This window comes from Bradyrhizobium sp. 4 (assembly GCF_023100905.1).
GTDB lineage: Bacteria > Pseudomonadota > Alphaproteobacteria > Rhizobiales > Xanthobacteraceae > Bradyrhizobium.
The window spans coordinates 7308539-7326273 of record NZ_CP064686.1; the positions used below are offsets into that span (position 1 = coordinate 7308539).

The 17735-nt window shown below is 64.5% G+C and carries 18 protein-coding genes and 1 pseudogene; 3 read left to right on the plus strand and 16 right to left on the minus strand.

What is annotated here, in order from left to right:
• Nucleotides 1-2: 2 nt before the first annotated feature.
• Both IVB45_RS35080 and IVB45_RS35085 read right to left on the minus strand, forming a co-directional pair.
• On the minus strand, nucleotides 3-800 hold the full coding sequence (locus IVB45_RS35080) for an SGNH/GDSL hydrolase family protein (RefSeq protein ID WP_247357612.1): 798 nt from the start codon (nucleotides 798-800) through the stop codon (nucleotides 3-5).
• Nucleotides 800-2065, minus strand: coding sequence for an OpgC domain-containing protein (locus IVB45_RS35085; protein WP_027565892.1), 1266 nt, complete (start codon nucleotides 2063-2065; stop codon nucleotides 800-802). Before IVB45_RS35085 ends, IVB45_RS35080 begins: the two co-directional genes overlap by 1 nt.
• A 180-nt stretch (nucleotides 2066-2245) precedes the next feature.
• Here IVB45_RS35085 and apaG point away from each other — a divergent pair, with 180 nt between their 5' ends.
• Complete coding sequence (apaG, locus tag IVB45_RS35090; protein WP_106941285.1) at nucleotides 2246-2650, plus strand: Co2+/Mg2+ efflux protein ApaG; 405 nt, start codon at nucleotides 2246-2248, stop codon at nucleotides 2648-2650.
• A 58-nt stretch (nucleotides 2651-2708) separates the two neighbouring features.
• Here apaG and IVB45_RS35095 read toward each other — a convergent pair whose 3' ends face one another.
• The 3 genes from IVB45_RS35095 to IVB45_RS35105 all read right to left on the minus strand — a co-directional run bounded on the left by IVB45_RS35095 (nucleotide 2709) and on the right by IVB45_RS35105 (nucleotide 6103).
• Nucleotides 2709-3716 (minus strand): Hsp33 family molecular chaperone, encoded by a 1008-nt coding sequence (locus IVB45_RS35095; RefSeq protein WP_027514423.1) that lies wholly within the window; start codon nucleotides 3714-3716, stop codon nucleotides 2709-2711.
• 237 nt (nucleotides 3717-3953) lie between these two features.
• Complete coding sequence (gene argF, locus IVB45_RS35100) at nucleotides 3954-4901, minus strand: ornithine carbamoyltransferase (RefSeq protein WP_247357611.1); 948 nt, start codon at nucleotides 4899-4901, stop codon at nucleotides 3954-3956.
• A complete protein-coding gene (locus IVB45_RS35105) occupies nucleotides 4901-6103 on the minus strand; it encodes an aspartate aminotransferase family protein (protein WP_247357610.1) in 1203 nt (400 codons plus the stop codon). The genes argF and IVB45_RS35105 overlap by 1 nt, the downstream gene beginning before the upstream one ends.
• A gap of 455 nt (nucleotides 6104-6558) precedes the next feature.
• Between IVB45_RS35105 and IVB45_RS35110 the strand changes: the two genes are divergently transcribed.
• Nucleotides 6559-7071 (plus strand): GcrA family cell cycle regulator, encoded by a 513-nt coding sequence (locus IVB45_RS35110; RefSeq protein ID WP_007597869.1) that lies wholly within the window; start codon nucleotides 6559-6561, stop codon nucleotides 7069-7071.
• 244 nt (nucleotides 7072-7315) lie between these two features.
• Here IVB45_RS35110 and phoB read toward each other — a convergent pair whose 3' ends face one another.
• From phoB to IVB45_RS35150, 8 genes are all read right to left on the minus strand, one after another.
• On the minus strand, nucleotides 7316-8023 hold the full coding sequence (phoB, locus tag IVB45_RS35115) for a phosphate regulon transcriptional regulator PhoB (protein WP_007597871.1): 708 nt from the start codon (nucleotides 8021-8023) through the stop codon (nucleotides 7316-7318).
• Nucleotides 8024-8046: 23 nt separating this feature from the next.
• A complete protein-coding gene (gene phoU / locus IVB45_RS35120) occupies nucleotides 8047-8763 on the minus strand; it encodes a phosphate signaling complex protein PhoU (RefSeq protein ID WP_018456067.1) in 717 nt (238 codons plus the stop codon).
• Between the two features lie 10 nt (nucleotides 8764-8773).
• Nucleotides 8774-9595, minus strand: a complete 822-nt coding sequence (gene pstB, locus IVB45_RS35125; RefSeq protein ID WP_027565896.1) for a phosphate ABC transporter ATP-binding protein PstB — start codon at nucleotides 9593-9595, stop codon at nucleotides 8774-8776.
• The gene (pstA, locus tag IVB45_RS35130; protein ID WP_018456065.1) at nucleotides 9592-10437 is read right to left on the minus strand and encodes a phosphate ABC transporter permease PstA; all 846 of its coding nucleotides are present in this window, start codon (nucleotides 10435-10437) and stop codon (nucleotides 9592-9594) included. Before pstA ends, pstB begins: the two co-directional genes overlap by 4 nt.
• A gap of 4 nt (nucleotides 10438-10441) precedes the next feature.
• The gene (pstC, locus tag IVB45_RS35135) at nucleotides 10442-11431 is read right to left on the minus strand and encodes a phosphate ABC transporter permease subunit PstC (RefSeq protein ID WP_247285473.1); all 990 of its coding nucleotides are present in this window, start codon (nucleotides 11429-11431) and stop codon (nucleotides 10442-10444) included.
• 99 nt (nucleotides 11432-11530) lie between these two features.
• The gene (pstS, locus tag IVB45_RS35140; RefSeq protein ID WP_106941486.1) at nucleotides 11531-12544 is read right to left on the minus strand and encodes a phosphate ABC transporter substrate-binding protein PstS; all 1014 of its coding nucleotides are present in this window, start codon (nucleotides 12542-12544) and stop codon (nucleotides 11531-11533) included.
• 143 nt (nucleotides 12545-12687) lie between these two features.
• Entirely contained in the window at nucleotides 12688-13986 is a 1299-nt protein-coding gene (locus IVB45_RS35145) for an ATP-binding protein (RefSeq protein WP_247357609.1), read from the minus strand.
• A gap of 33 nt (nucleotides 13987-14019) precedes the next feature.
• Nucleotides 14020-15075 carry a lysylphosphatidylglycerol synthase domain-containing protein gene (locus IVB45_RS35150; protein WP_018456061.1) on the minus strand — a complete coding sequence of 352 codons (1056 nt, stop codon included), beginning with the start codon at nucleotides 15073-15075 and terminating at the stop codon, nucleotides 14020-14022.
• Nucleotides 15076-15424: 349 nt separating this feature from the next.
• On the opposite strand from IVB45_RS35150, the gene IVB45_RS38960 reads away from it, so the two are divergent.
• Nucleotides 15425-15556 carry a hypothetical protein gene (locus tag IVB45_RS38960; protein WP_256469457.1) on the plus strand — a complete coding sequence of 44 codons (132 nt, stop codon included), beginning with the start codon at nucleotides 15425-15427 and terminating at the stop codon, nucleotides 15554-15556.
• A 27-nt stretch (nucleotides 15557-15583) separates the two neighbouring features.
• Here IVB45_RS38960 and IVB45_RS35155 read toward each other — a convergent pair.
• The 3 genes and pseudogenes from IVB45_RS35155 to IVB45_RS35165 all read right to left on the minus strand — a co-directional run.
• Nucleotides 15584-15871: pseudogene (locus IVB45_RS35155) on the minus strand (haloalkane dehalogenase); the annotation flags it as partial.
• A gap of 77 nt (nucleotides 15872-15948) precedes the next feature.
• Entirely contained in the window at nucleotides 15949-16245 is a 297-nt protein-coding gene (locus tag IVB45_RS35160) for a hypothetical protein (protein WP_247357607.1), read from the minus strand.
• Nucleotides 16246-16247: 2 nt separating this feature from the next.
• Nucleotides 16248-17642 (minus strand): OmpA family protein, encoded by a 1395-nt coding sequence (locus IVB45_RS35165; protein ID WP_247357606.1) that lies wholly within the window; start codon nucleotides 17640-17642, stop codon nucleotides 16248-16250.
• Nucleotides 17643-17735: the final 93 nt, after the last annotated feature.

A 17735-nucleotide genomic window follows, 5' to 3' on the forward strand; every position in this document is an offset into this window, starting at 1 on the left:
CCTCAATTTTGCTGCTGGGCCGGCTCCAGATGGGCAGCGTCGATCACGAACTGTGCCAACGCCCGGCCAAGGCAATCATGGACCTGTTTCGCCAGCTCAGGCCCGCGCGACGGGCTGAACAGGTCGAACTGCCCCTGGTCATTCCACTGCCGCATGATCGCGAAACGATCGAACAGCGGAATATCGTGCTCCTGCGCCACCACCCGCATATTGTCGAGGTATGGCGGCACCGAGATCATGGTTTCGGTACGCGGACTGTACTGCAGATTCATCAAGACGACGTCAGCCCCTGCCTTTTGCAACGCAACAACCCCTTCGGTCACCGCGCCACGAAAATCGTCGGGATCAATGGCTCGGATAGCATCCACGGTCCCGGTCTGCCAGATGACCAAAGTAGGCGCTTTTGCTTCCATCAGCTTAACGAAGCTGGCGGCCGCCTCCTCAGCCGTTTTCTTGCTCTGTATTTCTACGGAGACGTGCACAGTCTCGGTCGGCGGCAGCTTGTCCTTCAGGATGGCCTGCATCCGCGCCGGATAAGAAGCGTCCTCGGAGGCCGGAATCGTGGTCGAGCGGCTGCCGATGACCAGGATTTCGAGCGGCTTGCCGGCCTTGATGGCATCGGCGACCTTGGGAAGCTGGCTTTCGCTGGTGAGCAGATAGGACGGCAATTCGCAGGCTGCGGGCGCGGCTGAAGCAGCAGGTGCCGCCGAAGCAGCAGGCGCAGCATCGTCCGCGCGCGCCGGAGGCGCGGCGAGACCACCGCACAGCAGGATCAGGCTCAGGAAAACCTTCGCCTTCATCAGCCCCCTCCCGCCATATCGGCGCTGCCGACGGCGCTTTTGGTTTTCGAACCGCTCTTGTCAGCCACCCGCTTGTACCACGAAATCAGCCAGGCCATGGCCCACATGATCAGGATTCCGGAGAGACTAATTAGCGCATGCATCACCGGGCCGCCCGAGACTTCGGCCAGGATGAAATGGCCGGCAAAGGCTAGGAAGACGCCAAGACAGAATATCTCCAGGGAATGCGAGCCGCACAGGATCAGCGGCCGCAGCCAGGGCGATTTCAGGCCCGGCCAGTCCCGGGGCAGGATGCGCACGGTGAGCGCGGCCAGCGCCAGGAAATGCGTGAAGCGCAGCACGTCGAGGTCGGCCTTGTCGATCGGATACATCCACTGCTCGAGCCGCTTCGGCATGAAGTGGGAGAGCTGCGGCACATACCAGGTCAGCGTCACGTAGAATGCCGCGACCAGATAGGCGATCGCGATCCACATCGTCACCCGCGAAGCGAGAATGTGCGACATCCGTCGCGCACCCCCGAGCGCGCACCATGCCCCGAACACGAACAGCAATTGCCAGGCGAAGGGATTGAAGGCCCAGAAGCCGTTTGGATAGGCCGACAGATAGAGATCGTATTCCCAGGTCACCGCGTAGAGCGCGACCGAGAGGCCGAGCGTCACGTCGGGGCGCCATTTCATCAGCCACAGGATCAAGGGCAGCGCCAGCATCAGCACGATGTAGAGCGGCAGCACGTCCATGTTGACCGGACGGAAGCGCAGCAGCAGCGCCTGCACGATCGTGACGTCGGGCTGCTTGAGGAAATCCATGATGCCCATCTCTTCGGTGTAGAGCGGGTTCTCGAACCTGGTCGCGACGTAGGAGATTTCGGCAAGGAAGATCGTGAACAGGAAGACGTGGGCGACATAGATCTGCCAGACGCGCCGCAGGATGCGCGCGGTGGCGACGACGATGCCGGACTCCAGCATCGCCCGACCATAGACGAAGGCGGCGGTATAGCCGGAGATGAAGATGAAGATCTCGGTGGCGTCGCTGAAGCCGTAATTGCGGATCGTGAACCAGGTCAGAAGGCTCGGCGGCAAATGGTCGATGAAGATCAGCCACAGTGCCAGGCCGCGGAACAGGTCGAGCCGGAGCTCGCGCTCGCCGATGGCGGGCAGCGAAATGGCCGGCGATGCCGCGCGCGGCTTCGCACCCGCGGATTTGACCTCCACAGGTTTGGCGGTTCCCGCGATCGTCGATCCCGTCACTTGGTCGGCAATGGTCATCGGGGGCTAAAAACCCTTCCGCAAATCGCGACGTGGCAAGGAGTGTACCGGTCCGGCCGTCATCTCGCAAAGCGCCCGCATCACATGCAAAGACACTTGGACGTGTACTTCCCTGCGAATTCTGGCGGGACGATGTCGCCAGAACCGCCTCCGGCGTTTGGTTCCCGAGCAGATTTCGGTATGATGGCAATCATGTACCGCGCCGTGACCCGCCAGATCGAAGTGACCGTCGAGCCGAACTTTGTTCCGGAGCAGTCGTCGGCCGACCGCTCCCGCTATTTCTGGTCCTACACCATCGTCATCACCAATTCCGGCGACGAGACCGTGCAGCTCAAGACGCGGCACTGGATCATCACCGACGCCACCGGCCGGCAGCAGGAGGTGAAGGGCGAGGGCGTCGTCGGCGAGCAGCCGACGCTCGCCCCCGGCGAACGCTTCGAATACACCTCCGGCGTGCCGCTGACGACCGCCTCGGGCTTCATGACCGGCCGCTACCAGATGGTCAGCGCAACCGGCGAACGCTTCGAGATCGACGTGCCGACGTTCTCGCTGGACAGCCCGGACAACAAGCGGGTGTTGAATTAGGGTCTGAGATGGTCGGCACGCTTCGCTTTACCCGCCCTTACGGCACTACAGCACCGCGCTACGCGTCCTCGACGCCCGCCTCGTCCGGTGTGAACTCGTACACCGAGCTGCAGAACTCGCAGGTCACGACGACCTTGTCGTCCTTGACCATCGCGGCACGATCGTCGGACGAAAAGCTCTTCAGCATCGATGCCACCGCGTCGCGCGAGCAGGAGCATTGCGCCTTCAAGGGCAGCGGATTGAACACGCGCACGCCGCGTTCGTGGAACAGACGGTAGAGCAGCCGCTCGCCGGACAGCTCCGGATCGATCAGCTCGACATCTTCGACGGTCTCGATCAGCGAGCGCGCCTCGACCCAAGCATCGTCTTCAGCGACGGCATGCACCTCGACGCCTTCGGGCGCATCGCCGGGATGCAGATCGGCCTGCCGCGCGCGCTCGGGCGCCTTCGGCAGGAACTGCATCAGCATGCCGCCGGCGCGCCAGCGATGCTTGCCGCCGTCGTTCGAGCGCCATTCCTCGCCGACGGCGAGGCGCACGCGGGTCGGGATCTGCTCGGAGCGCAGGAAATATTCGTGAGCGGCGTCTTCCAGGCTGCCGCCGTCGAGCGCGACCAGGCCCTGGTAGCGGCTCATGTCGGGGCCCTGGTCGATGGTCATGGCTAGATGACCGTGCCCCAGCAGCGCGCCGGAATCCTTTGCATCGCCGAGGCGCGCGGCGTCGTAGCGCGCATAGGCGCGCAGACGATCCGGCGCCTGATAGTCCACGACCAGAAACGACACCGGACCGTCGGTCTGGGCCTGGAGGATGAAGCGGCCCTCGAACTTCAGCGCCGAGCCGAGCAGCGTGGTCAGCACGATGGCCTCGCCGAGCAGCTTGCCGACCGGCGCCGGGTAATCGTGCTTGGTCAGGATCTCGTCGAGCGCCGGACCAAGCCGCACCAGCCGACCGCGCACATCGAGCGCGTCGACCTCGTAGGGCAGCACGGCGTCATCAATCGGAACCGCGGATGGCGCGCGAACCGGGCCTTCGGGCCCGGTTTTCATGTCAGGGGATTGGGAAACCATGGCGCTTTATCTGGGGTCGGAAGGCGGAATTGGAAGGGGTTCGGAGCAGCTCATCTGGACACTGGTTTGATCATGATACGGCAAATTCGGTGTCGTCCCGGCGAAGGCCGGGACCCATAACCACGAATATTGGTTTGGCGAAAACTCGTTGCCTCCGCCGATCTGCCACAAGAGAGATTCCGCGGTATGGGTCCCGGCCTTCGCCGGGACGACGGAAAGTTAGCTCGCCGCGTCGATCTACTTCACTGCGTCGAAGCACCAGGCCAGAATGCCCTTCTGCGCGTGCAGGCGGTTTTCGGCCTCGTCGAACACGACGGATTGCGGACCGTCGATTACCTCGTCGGTGACCTCCTCGCCGCGATGGGCGGGCAGGCAGTGCATGAACAGCGCATCCGGCTTGGCCAGCGACATCAGCTGGGCATTGACCTGATAGGGCTTGAGCACGTTGTGGCGGTGCTCGCCTTCTTTGTCGCCCATCGACACCCAGGTGTCGGTCACGACACAATCGGCGCCGCGCACGGCGGCTTCGGCATCGGTGCCGAGCATGATCGGCGCGCCGGTTGCCTTGATGAAGTCGCGCATGGCTTTTTTCGGGGCGAGCTCCGGAGGTGTCGCGACATTGAGCTGGAACTTGAAGCGCTCGGCGGCGTGCGCCCAGGACGCCAGCACGTTGTTGTCGTCTCCGGTCCAGGCCACCGTCTTGCCCTCGATCGGGCCGCGATGTTCCTCGTAGGTCATGAGGTCGGCCATCACCTGGCAGGGATGCGAGCGCCGCGTCAGGCCGTTGATGACGGGCACGGTGGCGTTCGCCGCAAGCTCCAGAAGGGCGTCGTGATTGAGGATGCGGATCATGATCGCGTCGACATAGCGCGACAGCACCCGCGCGGTGTCGGCGATGGTCTCGCCGCGGCCGAGCTGCATCTCGGCACCGGTGAGCATGATGGGCTCGCCGCCGAGCTGGCGCATGGCAACATCGAAAGACACCCGCGTCCGCGTCGAGGGGCGCTCGAAGATCATCGCCAGCGTCTTGCCTTCGAGCGGCCTGACCGGCTGATGCGCCTTCTGCTTCGCCTTCATCGCGGTGGACGCGGCGAGCATGAGCTTGAGCTCCGACAGCGGCAGCTCGTTGATATCGAGGAAGTGCTTCGGTGTTTTCTTGGGTGTTTTGTCGGGCGACTTGCTCATCAGCTTGCCGCCCGCTTGTTGCCGGACAACGCCGTGCAGGCGCGCTCGAGCCGCCCGACGCTGTCCTCGATCTCGGCTTCGGTGACGATCAAAGGCGGCAGGAAACGCACGACATTGTCGCCGGCCCCGACGGTGAGCAGCTTTTCTGCGCGCAAGGCTGCAACGAGATCGCCCGAAGGCACCACGGCCTTGATGCCGATCAGGAGGCCCTCGCCGCGCACTTCGCTGACGACATCAGAGTGGCGGTCGATCACGGAGGCGAGCTTCTGCTTGAGCAGCAGCGACATCCTCTGCACGTGATCGAAGAAGCCGGGCTTGAGCATGACGTCGAGCACGGCATTCGCAGCCGAGATCGCGAGCGGATTGCCGCCGAAGGTCGAGCCGTGCGAGCCCGGCGTCATGCCGGATGCCGCTTCCGCGGTCGCAAGGCAGGCGCCGATCGGGAAACCGCCGCCGAGCGCCTTGGCCAGCGACATCACGTCGGGTTCGACGCCAAGGCGGCGGTACGCGAACAGATCGCCGGTGCGGCCCATGCCGGTTTGCACCTCGTCGAAGGCGAGCAACAGACCCTTCTCGTCGCAGAGCTGGCGCAACGCCCTCAGGAAGGCGGGCGTTGCCGAACGCACACCGCCCTCGCCCTGGATCGGCTCGATCAGGATGCCGGCGGTCTGCGGACCGATCGCCTTTTTCACCGCGTCGAGACCGCCATGCGCAACCTGGTCGAAGCCCTCCATCGGGGGGCCGAAACCTTCGAGATATTTTGCCGAACCCGTCGCGGCAAGTGTCGCCAGCGTGCGGCCATGGAAGGCGCCTTCGAAGGTGATCATGCGATAACGGTCGGGATGGCCCTTCGCGGCGTGATAACGGCGCACGACCTTGATCACGCATTCCAGCGCTTCGGCGCCGGAATTGCAGAAGAACACAAAATCCGCAAAACTTTCATTGCACAGGCGCGCGGCGAGCTTTTCGCCGTCCGGGCTCTGGAACAGGTTCGACATGTGCCAGAGCTTCGTGGCCTGCTCCTGCAACGCCGCGACCAGCGCCGGATGGGCATGGCCGAGCGCATTCACCGCCACCCCGGAGGTGAAATCCAGATAGCGCTCGCCACTGGTCGCGATCAGCCAGCAGCCTTCGCCACGCTCGAAACCGAGGTCGGACCTGGCGAAAACGGGGAGCAAATGCGGCGCTGCGCTGTTAGTCATGACGGTCACTTGAATGTTGCGGACGGTGTGAGCGTGCATTGCGCAACGCACCATCGACCGGCCCGGAAAACGAAACGTGCCGCCTCTTGAGGGCGGCACGTGCGACTATCTTAGGCCTGGTGAAACGGGTGTCAATGCCGCCCGGAAAGCCTCGCGAAACGCTGAATCCGTAGTCTTGCGGTGCCGATTTTGCGGGATTTAGCCACGGAACATGTGGAAGCGAGTCGGCGGACTCTTGCGCGGGAGTCACGCCATATTGTAGCGTTTGGATTGTCAGATACGACATCTCGTGCAGTGGTTCTGATCTTTAAGTCCTTATGTACCGGCGTAAACGTTCGGGCGTTCAAGACGCGCCCGGCGAGCCTTAAGGGATTCTGGCGGCACGGGTTTTTGAAGGCTTAGGCATTCGCTGCGAGGCCCCAGGATGGCGGGCGCGCAGCGAGGGAAAGGGTGCAATGACGGTTTTGACCTGGTCCGATGATCGCGTCGAGCAGCTGAAAAAGCTCTGGGAGGCCGGACTTTCGGCCAGCCAGATCGCGGCGGAGCTCGGCAATGTGACCCGCAATGCCGTGATCGGCAAAGTGCACAGGCTCGGCCTTTCGGGCCGCGCCAAGAGCCCTTCATCGGCAGCGCCGCGGCCGCGCAAGGCGCGCCCCGCGCAGCACATGATGCGGGTGAGCCGCCCGATCTCGCGCGGCAACACCGCGCTGGCGCAGGCCTTCGAGGTCGAGGCTGAGCCGGATCCGGTCACCTATGACAACGTGGTGCCGATGAGCCAGCGGCTGTCGCTGCTGGAATTGAACGAGGCGACCTGCCACTGGCCGGTCGGCGATCCCTCGAGCCCGGACTTCTTCTTCTGCGGTGGACGGGCGCTGTCCGGCCTGCCCTATTGCGCCCAGCACTCGCGCGTCGCGTACCAGCCGGCGTCGGATCGGCGCCGCGCACCGGTGAAGCCGGGCCCGCGGTAATTACGGCAAGTCGTCGCGCGAAGAAGGTTCAATTTCCGTGTCGTCCCGGCCTAGTGCGCAATTGCGCACGGGGGCCGGGACCCATACTCGGAGCGCGCGGTTGTTGCGCGAAAGAGGTCACTCCGAGTCTTCGCCAAACCACGTTCGGTGGTTATGGGTCGCGGATCAGCGCTCGCTTCGCTCGCTTGTCCGGGACGACGTCGAAGAATTCGGGGACAGCTTGCCAAGAAACAAAGCTGCAACCCTACACCTGCTCCGCCTTCGCAAACCGATCATCCAGCGCGTAACCGGCCCCGCGGACGGTGCGGATCGGGTCCTGCTCGCGGCCGAGATTGAGCAGCTTGCGCAGGCGGCCGATATGCACGTCGACGGTGCGCTCGTCGATATAGATGTCGCGGCCCCAGACGCTGTCGAGCAGTTGCTCGCGCGAGAACACCCGTCCCGGGTGCTCCAGGAAGAACTCCAGCAGGCGATATTCGGTCGGACCGAGATCGATCGGCCGGCCCGAGCGCGCCACGCGGCGCTTGTCGCGGTCGAGTTCGATGTCGCCAAAAGCAAGGACGGTGGCGAGCCGCTCGGGGCTTGCGCGCCGCAGCAGGCCTTTCACGCGCGCCAGCAGCTCCGGCACCGAGAACGGCTTGACGATGTAATCGTCGGCGCCGGTCGCAAGACCCCGCACCCGCTCGCTCTCCTCGCCGCGCGCGGTGAGCATGATGATCGGGAGCTGCTTGGTCTCGGGACGGGTGCGAAGCCGCCGGCATAATTCGATGCCTGACAGGCCCGGCAGCATCCAGTCGAGCACGATCAGATCGGGGATGTGCTCCTTGAGGCGGGTGTCGGCGTCGTCGCCGCGCATCACCGTCTCGACGTCATAGCCGTCGCCTTCGAGGTTGTAGCGGAGAAGCTCGGTCAGGGCTTCCTCGTCCTCAACCACCATAATGCGTGCGCCCATCGGGTCGTCGCTCCCTTAAGTCTTCAGGTGTTCGGTACCGTGTTGGCGAAGGTCGTCATGTCGCCCTTCGGTCGCTTGTCGGTGATCGCCTGACCCTCGATCATGTAGAACACGGTCTCGGCGATGTTGGTGGCGTGGTCGCCGATCCGCTCGATGTTCTTGGCGCAGAACATCAGGTGAATACAGAACGAGATGTTGCGCGGATCCTCCATCATGTAGGTGAGGAGCTCGCGGAACAGCGAGGTGCAGATGGCGTCGACTTCCTCGTCACCCTTCCACACCGCCATCGCCGCCGGCAAATCATGCGCGGCATAAGCGTCCAGCACCGACTTGACCTGCTGCTGCACGAGGTCGGTCATGTGCTCGAGGCCGCGGAACAGCTTGAGCGGATGGAAGTCCGTCTCCAGCGCCGCGACGCGCTTGCCCATGTTCTTGGCGAGGTCGCCGATGCGCTCGAGATCGGTCGCGACGCGCATGGCGCCGACGATCTCGCGCAGATCGACCGCCATTGGCTGGCGCCGGGCGATGGTGAGCACCGCGCGTTCCTCGATGCGCTTCTGCAGCGCGTCGAGCTCGGTGTCGATGGCGACGACGCGCTGGCCGAGCGGGACGTCGCGGCGGATCAATGCGTCGACGGACTCTACGATCATGCGTTCGGCGATGCCACCCATCTCGGCGACCAGGCGAGTGAGTTCCTGGAGGTCGGTGTCGAAGGCCTTTGCGGTATGTTCAGAACCCATGTCGCGTCTCCTAGCCGAACCGGCCGGTGATGTAATCCTGCGTGCGCCGGTCGGACGGCGACGTGAAGATCTTGCTGGTGTCGTCGAACTCGATCAACTCGCCGAGATACATGAAGGCGGTCTTGTCGGAGACGCGCGCCGCCTGCTGCATGTTGTGGGTGACGATCGCGATCGTGTAATCCTCGGACAGCTCCTGGATCAGCTCCTCGACCTTGGCGGTCGAGATCGGGTCGAGCGCCGAACAGGGTTCGTCGAACAGGATCACCTCGGGCCGCACCGCGACGGTGCGGGCGATGCAGAGGCGCTGCTGCTGGCCGCCGGAGAGCGACAGGCCGGAGGCGTTGAGCTTGTCCTTGACCTCGTTCCACAGCGCGCCGCCGCGCAGCGCCTTCTCGACGCGCCCGTCCATTTCGGACTTCGATATCTTCTCATAAAGACGGATGCCGAACGCGATGTTCTCGTAGATCGTCATCGGGAACGGCGTGGGTTTCTGGAACACCATGCCGACGCGGGCGCGCAGCAGATTGAGGTCCAGCTTGCCGTCGAGGATGTTGGTCTGGTCGAGCATGAGCTGACCGGTGGCGCGCTGACCGGGATAGAGGTCGTACATCCGGTTGAAGATGCGCAGCAGGGTCGACTTGCCGCAGCCTGACGGACCGATGAACGCCGTGACACGGTTGGCGCCGAGCGTCAGGTTGATGTTCTTCAGCGCATGGTGCTCGCCGTAATAGAAGTTCAGGTTGCGCACGGTCACCTTGGGGGGCGCCTCCGGCAGCACTGCCGCGTGCGGCAGTCCACCTGACGCGCTCATCGATACGGAAAGATCACTCATTTTGCGGTCCTCTCGGCGCCAAGGATGCGCGCGAAAATATTAAGGGCAAGAACGGTCAGGGTGATGAGCAGCGCGCCGCTCCAGGCCAGCTGCTTCCAATAGGCATAGGGGCTCTGCACGAAGTTGTTGATGGTCACCGGCAGGTTCGCCATCGTTTTGTTTAGGCCGAGGCTGAAGAACTGGTTGGACAGCGCGGTGAACAGCAGCGGCGCGGTTTCACCGGCGACGCGAGCGGTCGCGAGCAGCACGCCCGTGATGAGACCCGAACGGGCAGCGCGATAAGCGATCCGCTTGATCACCAGCGAACGCGGCAGGCCGAGCGCCGAGGCCGCCTCGCGCAACGCGTTCGGCACCAGCAGCAGCATGTCCTCGGTCGTGCGCAGCACCACCGGGATCACGATGACCGCGAGCGCGAGCGAGCCTGCGATCGCGGAGAAGCCGCGCATCGGCACCACCACCGCGCCGTAGATGAACAGGCCGATGATGATCGAGGGTGCCGAGAGCAGGATGTCGTTGATGAAGCGGATCACCGAGGTCAGCCGGTCATTGCGGCCGTATTCGGCGAGATAGGTGCCGGCGAACATGCCGAGCGGCGCGCCGATGCCGACGCCGATCACGGTCATGATCAGCGAGCCGACGATGGCGTTGAGCAGGCCGCCCTCGTTCGATCCCGGTGGCGGCGTGTTCTCGGTGAACAGCTGGACATTGAGTCCCGCCAGTCCGTTGTAGAGCAGCGTGATCAGGATCAGCGCGAGCCAGGTCACACCGAAGGCGGTTGCGGCGATGCAGAGCCCGCGGACGACGATATCCTTGCGGCGGCGGCGTGAGTAGATCGGGTTCATGGCGCTAGTTCCCCGCCTTCTTTTCCAGCCGCATCAGCATCAGCCGCGCCGCCGCGAGCACGAAGAAGGTCAGCACGAACAGCAGGAGGCCGAGCAGGATCAGGCCGGACTGGTGCAGGCCGTCGCTCTCGGCGAACTCGGATGCGATCGCCGCCGAGATCGTGGTGCCCGGCGCGAAGATCGACGACGAGATCCGGAACGAGTTGCCGATAATGAAGGTCACCGCCATGGTCTCGCCGAGCGCGCGGCCCAGCGCCAGCATGACGCCGCCGATGACGCCGACGCGGGTGTAGGGGATCACCACGCTGCGGACGACTTCCCAGGTGGTGCAGCCGACGCCGTAGGCGGCTTCCTTCAGCACCGGAGGCACCGTCTTGAACACGTCGACCGAAATCGAGGTGATGAAGGGCAGCACCATGATGGCGAGGATCAGCGCGGCATTGAACAGGCTGAGATAGGACGGGGGACCTGCGAAGATCGCGCCCAGCACGGGCACGCCATCGAAGATCTTGATCATGAAGGGCTGGAACGTGTTGGCGAGGAACGGGCCGAGCACGAAGAAGCCCCACATGCCGTAGATGATCGAGGGGATGCCGGCGAGCAGCTCGATCGCCATGCCGATCGGGCGGCGCAGCCATTGCGGGCAGAGTTCGGTGAGGAAGATCGCAATGCCGAGACCCACGGGAATGGCGATCAGCATCGCGATGAAGGAGGTGACGAGCGTGCCGTACATCGGCCCGAGCGCGCCGAGCACGGGCGGATCGGCGGACGGCGCCCAGCGCTGCGTCCACAGGAACGAGACCCCGAATTCCTTCATCGCCGGGAAGGCGCCGACGATCAGCGAAAGGATAATGCCGCCGAGGATCAGAAGCACCGAGATCGCGGAGAGCCGCGTGATCCAGTAGAAGGTGACGTCCCCGAGCTTGAACGCGCTCAAGGCCTTGGCGCGATCATACGGTCCGGCATCGTCGATTACATCGCTCTGAACGGCCATCTCTGCCACGCCGATCCCCTGTACCAAATAGCATACGTTTTTTTGTTGGTCCGCGCCCCGGATGCGGCGCAGCGCATCCGGGGCGCGAGCGTCGCGAGCCTAGCTCTTGATGTCGGCAGCCCAGGTCTTCTCGATCAGCTGAACGACCGGATCCGGCATCGGGATGTAGTCGAGCTCTTCAGCCGCCTTGCCGCCGCTCTTGAAGGCCCAGCGGAAGAACTTGATGGCTTCCTGCGAGGCCGCCTTGTCGGTGGCGTCCTTGTGCATGAGGATGAAGGTCGCCGCCGTGATCGGCCAGGACTTCTCGCCGGGCTGGTCGGTCAGGATGACGTAGTAGCCGGGAGCCTTGGCCCAGTCGGCGTTGGCGGCGGCCGCCTGGAACGCTTCGACGGTGGGCTGCACCGGCTTGCCGGCCTTGTTGACGAGACCGGTGTAGGTCAGCTTGTTCTGCTTGGCATAGGCGTACTCGACATAGCCGATCGAGTTCTTGGTCTGGCTGATGTTGCCGGACACGCCTTCGTTGCCCTTGGCGCCGACGCCAACCGGCCACTCGACGGCGGTACCCTCACCGACCTTGCTCTTCCAGTCCGCGCTGGCCTTGGCGAGGTAGTTGGTGAAGTTGAAGGTGGTGCCCGAACCGTCCGAACGGCGGACCACGGTGATGGCCTCCGAGGGCAGCTTCACGTTCGGGTTCAGCTTCTTGATCGCGGCGTCGTCCCACTTGGTGATCTTGCCGAGATAGATGCTGGCCAGCGTCTCGCCGTCGAACACCATCTCACCGGGCTTCACGCCCTCGATGTTGACCACGGGAACGATGGCACCCATCACCATCGGCCACTGGACGAGGCCGTCCTTCTCGAGCTGCTCGGCCTTGAGCGGCGCGTCGCTCGCGCCGAAGGTAACGGTCTTGGCCTGGATCTGCTTGATGCCGCCGCCGGAGCCGATCGACTGGTAGTTCAGACCGTTGCCGGTCTCCTTCTTGTAGGCATCGGCCCATTTGGAATAGATCGGGAACGGGAACGTCGCACCGGCACCGGTGATGTCGGCAGCAAAGGCCGCCGTCGTCGATGCGGCGACCATGCCAGCAGCGACGAGTGTTTTGAGGAAATTCATGCTGGTCTCCATACAGGGGAGCGAAGCGCCATCCGCGCCCGATCGCGCTCCCCGTGCCGCCCCTTTAGGAGCGGACAGCTGAGCTTTTACGAAGGTTTGGTGACAGTCGGATGACAGTGTTAAGCAGCTGAAATCGCTGGAATTTAGCTCAGAGCCGCAGGCTTGCCCTGGGGGAAACAGGCAGCGAAAGTGGCGCCCTGCTTGGGCACGCTTTCGATCAAAAGCCGGCCGCGATGGCGGTTAAGAATATGTTTCACCAGCGATAATCCGAGGCCGGTGCCGCCCTGCGAGCGGCTGTCGCCGACATCGACCCGGTAGAACCGCTCCGTCAGCCGCGGCAAATGTTCCGGCGCGATGCCGGGGCCGAAATCCCGGACCAAGACCCGGATTTCCTGAGTTCCATCAGGGGCGGAACTGGACGTCAGCGACACGATGACACGACCGCCCGAGGCGCCGTATTTGAGCGCGTTCTCGATCAAATTCTCGAACAGGCGGAGCAGCTCCTCACGGTCGCCCGCGATCAGCACCGGGGTCTCAGGCAGCTGGGTCTCGACCTCGACCTGGCGTTCCCGGGCCAGCGGCTCGAGCCCGTCGGCGACCTGCAAGATGATCGGCAGCAGGTCGACCAGGGTGTCGGGCCGCACATGGGCCGACAGCTCCACCCGCGACAGCGACAGCAGATCGTCGATCAGACGCGCCATCCGGGTGGCCTGGTTGTGCATGATGCCGAGGAAGCGCTCGCGCGCCTTGGGATCGTCCTTGGCCTGGCCCTGGAGCGTGTCGATGAAGCCGGACAGCGCGGCCAGCGGTGTGCGCAGCTCGTGACTGGCATTGGCGACGAAATCGGCCCGCATCTCCTCGACCCGGCGCAGCGGCGTCTGGTCGTGGAAGGTCATCAGCATGCATTTGTCGGCGCCGCCGAAGGTGGTCGGCACCGGCACCGGCGTGATGGTCAGCTCCATCCAGCGATCGACCGGGACATGGTCGAGATAGGTCGCGCGCCGCGGCTCGGTGGTCGCGATCGACTCGCGCAGGGCCGTGATGATCTCGGGCGAGCGCAGCGCGAACTGGGCGAGCTCATTCCGGCGCAGCGCCGGCGCGAGCTGGGCGGCCGCAGCGTTGAGATGGATGACGCGGCCGGCGCGATCGAGCAGCACCGCGGGATCTGGCATGCCGGCGACCACCGCGGCGACTGCCGCGCTCTCGACCGGGTTGACGCGGCGGGTCTCTTCGCGCGAGGCGGCGGTATCGTGCAGGCGCCACGGGATCAGCGCGGCGGCCGCGATGCAGACGAACACCGCAATCGCATGCAGTGCCGACAATTCGCCCAGCGAGACCACCACCGACAGTGCCAGCGCCGCGGCGATCAGGATGACGGTCGAGTGCCGCAGCCGGTCGGACCAGGGCTGGGAGGAGGGAGAAGATGGGGCGTCGATCGCCATCGGGGCGGGCTTCTCCAAAGGACTTTGCGCCGGTCAGGCGCCGCTGTCGCTGCGCTTTCTCACGTAAGCGGCTTCAGGTGCGGGGCCGGGGTCGAGCTTGAGCGCCGCCTGCTGCAGGCGTTTCGATCGCGCGCCGATGATAACTTCGCGAAACGTCAGCAAGATTACAGAAATGACGAAAGGGGACAGATAATAGAGGACGCGGAACAGCAGCATCCCACCCAGCAGCTCCTCCCGGTCCATCTGCCAGAGCCCGACCAGCATCGCCGCGTCGAACACACCAAGGCCTCCAGGCGAATGGCTGGCAAAGCCGAGCAGCGTGGCCGAGACGAAGATCACCGCGACCACCACGAAGCCGAGATTGGGCTCGTCCGGGACCAGCACGTACATCGCGAGCGCGCAGAAGCCGAGATCAATGATGCCGATCGCGATCTGGAGCAGGGTCAGCGGGCCGCCCGGCAGCATCACGGTCCAGGGCCCGCGGCCGACCATCCGCGGCTGGGTCCAGACCCAGACCACGTAAGCGACCAGTCCGACGATGATCATCATCGCCAGCATCCGGTTCAGCCAGGGCGGAAGCATGTCGATCGAGGCCGCGGCCTCCGGATGATAGGAGATGCCGAGGCCCAGCACCGCGGCATTACCGAGCCAGAAGGTCAGGCCGGCGAGGAAACAGATTTTTGCGACGTCGATCGCGTTCAGGCCGTAGGCGGAATAGATGCGGTAGCGCACCGCGCCGCCGGTGAAGACGCTGGCGCCGACATTGTGGCCGATCGAATAGCTGGTGAAGGCGGCGAGCGCGTTGATCCGATAGGGCACGTGGGGGTGGCCGATCGCGCGCACGGCGAACAGGTCGTAGAAGGTCAGCGTGAAATATCCCGCGGCGACGAACAGCGCCGCCATCGCAATCTGGCTCGGCTCGGTGCTCTTGATCGCTTCGAGGACTTCGTTGACATCGATGCCGCGCAGCATGTGGTAGAGCACATAGCAAGCGATGCCGATGACCGCGACGCTGATCACAACTCCAAGCTTATGCAGGATTTGCTTCTGGCGCAGAAACGACATCGCCCTGCGTATGGCTTCCAGCATCTAAACCTCGAACAACGCTTCAGCGGCCAGGGTGGCCGGCGAACAGGCGGACGACACGCAGGCACCCGACGAATCCTCGCCGGCGGCTCCGGCATCGCGCATGCCCCCTGCCCCTCCACTAGCGCGTTTTGGGGCGGAGTGGAATTCGACAATTCGAACAAAAAGTCGTGGCTTCAAGGTTTTAGGCAGGTTGCGGGCTCCTGATGCACGGTTTGGCGCTTTCGGCGGCAAGCCTGACGCGAATCTCCATGGCAATCCTGCGCAGACGCCATGAAGTTTTGATGATTTCGGCCGTACAATGTTCCGTCACGGCTTAAGTCGAAATCAATCTATGGGCGGGATTCCGCTGTTGAAAGAGGGTCACGCCGCGCGCGGCCGCCGCGGCGCGCACGATTACGTGGCCGACGGCTCGCGCTCGATCATCCGGTTGCACTGCGACATCACAGACGTCATTGCGGCCGCCCGCCAGCGGCCGCGATGAGCACGTCGTTCGGAGGTAGCGTTCTGCTCAGGCCGCAAGCTGCGGGCGCACCGCCTCGATGCCCGCGATCCAGCCGGCGACGGAGCGCCCGATCGCCTGGGGGTGATCCTCCTGGAGGAAATGCAGGCCGGCGCCGAGACGAACCAGCGCGCAGTGCTTCAGGGAGGCTGCGAACCGTTCGGCAAATTCCGGTGCGACCAGAGCTCCGGGCTCACCGGTGAACAGGAGCTTTGGATAGGACGACGAGGCCAGCACTGCATGCGCGGACTGGAGCACCTGATAAACGTCAGCGGGCTCGCCTGCGATCGGCATGTCAAGCGCCCACGACGCCTCTTCGCGTTTCACCTGCCGAGCGATGAGTTATCGGAGTTTGAGGCCCAGCGGATTCGAACTCAGGCCGGCGGCATGCTGCGCGCGACCACCCGGTCGCGCAGCCAGGCGCCGATGGCGGCGCCGACGAGGTAGCAGGCGAACATGGTCAGGCCGAGGTCGAGCCAGTAGCCGAAGCGGCCGGGGACCACATGCGCGAGCGAGGCCGCGACCAGGCCGGCAACAAGCACGGCGAGCCAGCGCGCGGTCACCTTCGAGGTGCCGTTGCCGCGTTGGACCACCGAGATCCAGCCCATGCAGAAGCCGAGCAGCAGCGAGCCGATCAGCCAGCCCAGATGGAACGAGACGAGATAGGGCATCGTCACCTCACCAGAAATTCGATGCGGCGGTTCTGCGCCTTGGCGTCTTCGCTGTCGTTGCCGGCGACGGGCTGCGTGCTGCCGTAGCCGACCGCGGTGAAGCGGCTGGCAGGCAGGCCGGCCTTGACCAGATAGTCGATCACCGCCTGCGCGCGCTTCTCCGAGAGTGCCTGGTTGAAGGAATCCTCGCCGTCGGCATCGGTATGCCCGGCGACCTCGATATTGGTGGTGGGACATCGCAATGCCGTCTCGATCAGATGATCGAGAATGCCGGCGGAATCCGGATCGATGTCGGCGCGCTTCGCCCCGAAGCGAATCTTGGCCTTGGCCAAGAGCTCGGAGAACAATTGCTGGCACACGGTGCCGTCGACCGGGCCGGCTGCGGGTTTCACCGTGATTTCCGGCTTGTATTGCCAGTTTTTCGGAAAGTCCTTGCCAAGGGCTGCGCGGATGTCGTTGGCGGCACCTTCATAGAGCGCATCGCCCGACAGCTTCACCTCGCGGTCGGACACGACGAGCGTACCGGTCGACAGTCGCGACAGCGCGCCGAGCGCTGCGACCACGGCGGGGCTGAAGGCACCGGGCGCGCCAACGCTGGCCTTGAGATTGTCGACGACCTTTTCGTTGAAGAATTTCCGCGACGCGCTGGTGGCGATGGCGGCGTGGACATTGTTGTCGGGAACATAGCCGGTCAGCGTCACCGTCGCGGCCACCGGATCCTTGTAGGCCTGGAAGACGTAAGGCGGCGCCTTGACGTCGTTGGCGGCGATCGAAAAGCCCTCGGGCAGGTTTTTCAGCGCCGCTGCGACGGCTTCGCGGCCGCCGAGATCGCGCGCCATGCCCGACAGCGTGACTTTGGTGTCTGTGATCGTGATCTTGCCGTCCTTGAGCTTGCCGATCTGGTCGAGCAGCAGCATCGCAGCCGCCTCGAACCGCGGCGGTGCGCCGCGGGCCAAACCCATCTGATCGGCCACCTCGGTACCGGCAACCTCCTTGCGGGCGGCCTCGGTCAGGCGGCCCTTCATCGACGGCAGGGGCGCGGAGCCTGACAACGTCACCCGCACCACGTCGCGTTCGGCGTTCCAGACGAAGGGCTTTGCCTCGGGAACGAGGCGGGTCCGGTCGTCGACCAGGCGCACGCCGGGCACGGTCTCGACCGCCACAACAGCGTCGCGGCGACCCTCCTCGGAAAAGGCCTCCGCAGCCAGGCTGACGTCGCGGCCGTCCACCGCGATCCGGGTCTTGTCCAGAACGGTATCCTTTAGCGCCGCCGAGCTGCGGGCGGAAAGGTCTGCCTCGACCGGCAAAGTGTTGTTCCAGGCCGCAAATCCCCACATGACCGCCAGGGGGATGAGCCCCGGCCACCATTTGCTGGCCCACCTGAAAAGCTTCTGCATTCGACGACCCGAACTCTGGAACCGGAGACAAAACAAACCCTTGGCAGGCTGTCAAACCGGAAATGACGCCCTTCCGAAGGCCGGGCGTGGACA

Bases quoted from the DNA above. Each gene is read 5' to 3' on its own strand.
- phoB (WP_007597871.1), bottom strand. From the start codon at position 8,023: ATGGGCGCACGCATTATGGTGGTTGAGGACGAGGAAGCCCTGACCGAG.
- phoU (WP_018456067.1), bottom strand. From the start codon at position 8,763: ATGGGTTCTGAACATACCGCAAAGGCCTTCGACACCGACCTCCAGGAA.
- IVB45_RS35095 (WP_027514423.1), bottom strand. From the start codon at position 3,716: ATGGTTTCCCAATCCCCTGACATGAAAACCGGGCCCGAAGGCCCGGTT.
- argF (WP_247357611.1), bottom strand. From the start codon at position 4,901: ATGAGCAAGTCGCCCGACAAAACACCCAAGAAAACACCGAAGCACTTC.
- IVB45_RS35110 (WP_007597869.1), top strand. From the start codon at position 6,559: ATGACGGTTTTGACCTGGTCCGATGATCGCGTCGAGCAGCTGAAAAAG.
- pstS (WP_106941486.1), bottom strand. From the start codon at position 12,544: ATGAATTTCCTCAAAACACTCGTCGCTGCTGGCATGGTCGCCGCATCG.
- IVB45_RS35105 (WP_247357610.1), bottom strand. From the start codon at position 6,103: ATGACTAACAGCGCAGCGCCGCATTTGCTCCCCGTTTTCGCCAGGTCC.
- IVB45_RS35080 (WP_247357612.1), bottom strand. From the start codon at position 800: ATGAAGGCGAAGGTTTTCCTGAGCCTGATCCTGCTGTGCGGTGGTCTC.
- IVB45_RS35150 (WP_018456061.1), bottom strand. From the start codon at position 15,075: ATGCTGGAAGCCATACGCAGGGCGATGTCGTTTCTGCGCCAGAAGCAA.
- pstB (WP_027565896.1), bottom strand. From the start codon at position 9,595: ATGAGTGATCTTTCCGTATCGATGAGCGCGTCAGGTGGACTGCCGCAC.
- apaG (WP_106941285.1), top strand. From the start codon at position 2,246: ATGATGGCAATCATGTACCGCGCCGTGACCCGCCAGATCGAAGTGACC.
- IVB45_RS35160 (WP_247357607.1), bottom strand. From the start codon at position 16,245: ATGCCCTATCTCGTCTCGTTCCATCTGGGCTGGCTGATCGGCTCGCTG.
- pstC (WP_247285473.1), bottom strand. From the start codon at position 11,431: ATGGCCGTTCAGAGCGATGTAATCGACGATGCCGGACCGTATGATCGC.
- IVB45_RS35145 (WP_247357609.1), bottom strand. From the start codon at position 13,986: ATGGCGATCGACGCCCCATCTTCTCCCTCCTCCCAGCCCTGGTCCGAC.
- IVB45_RS35085 (WP_027565892.1), bottom strand. From the start codon at position 2,065: ATGACCATTGCCGACCAAGTGACGGGATCGACGATCGCGGGAACCGCC.
- pstA (WP_018456065.1), bottom strand. From the start codon at position 10,437: ATGAACCCGATCTACTCACGCCGCCGCCGCAAGGATATCGTCGTCCGC.
- IVB45_RS35165 (WP_247357606.1), bottom strand. From the start codon at position 17,642: ATGCAGAAGCTTTTCAGGTGGGCCAGCAAATGGTGGCCGGGGCTCATC.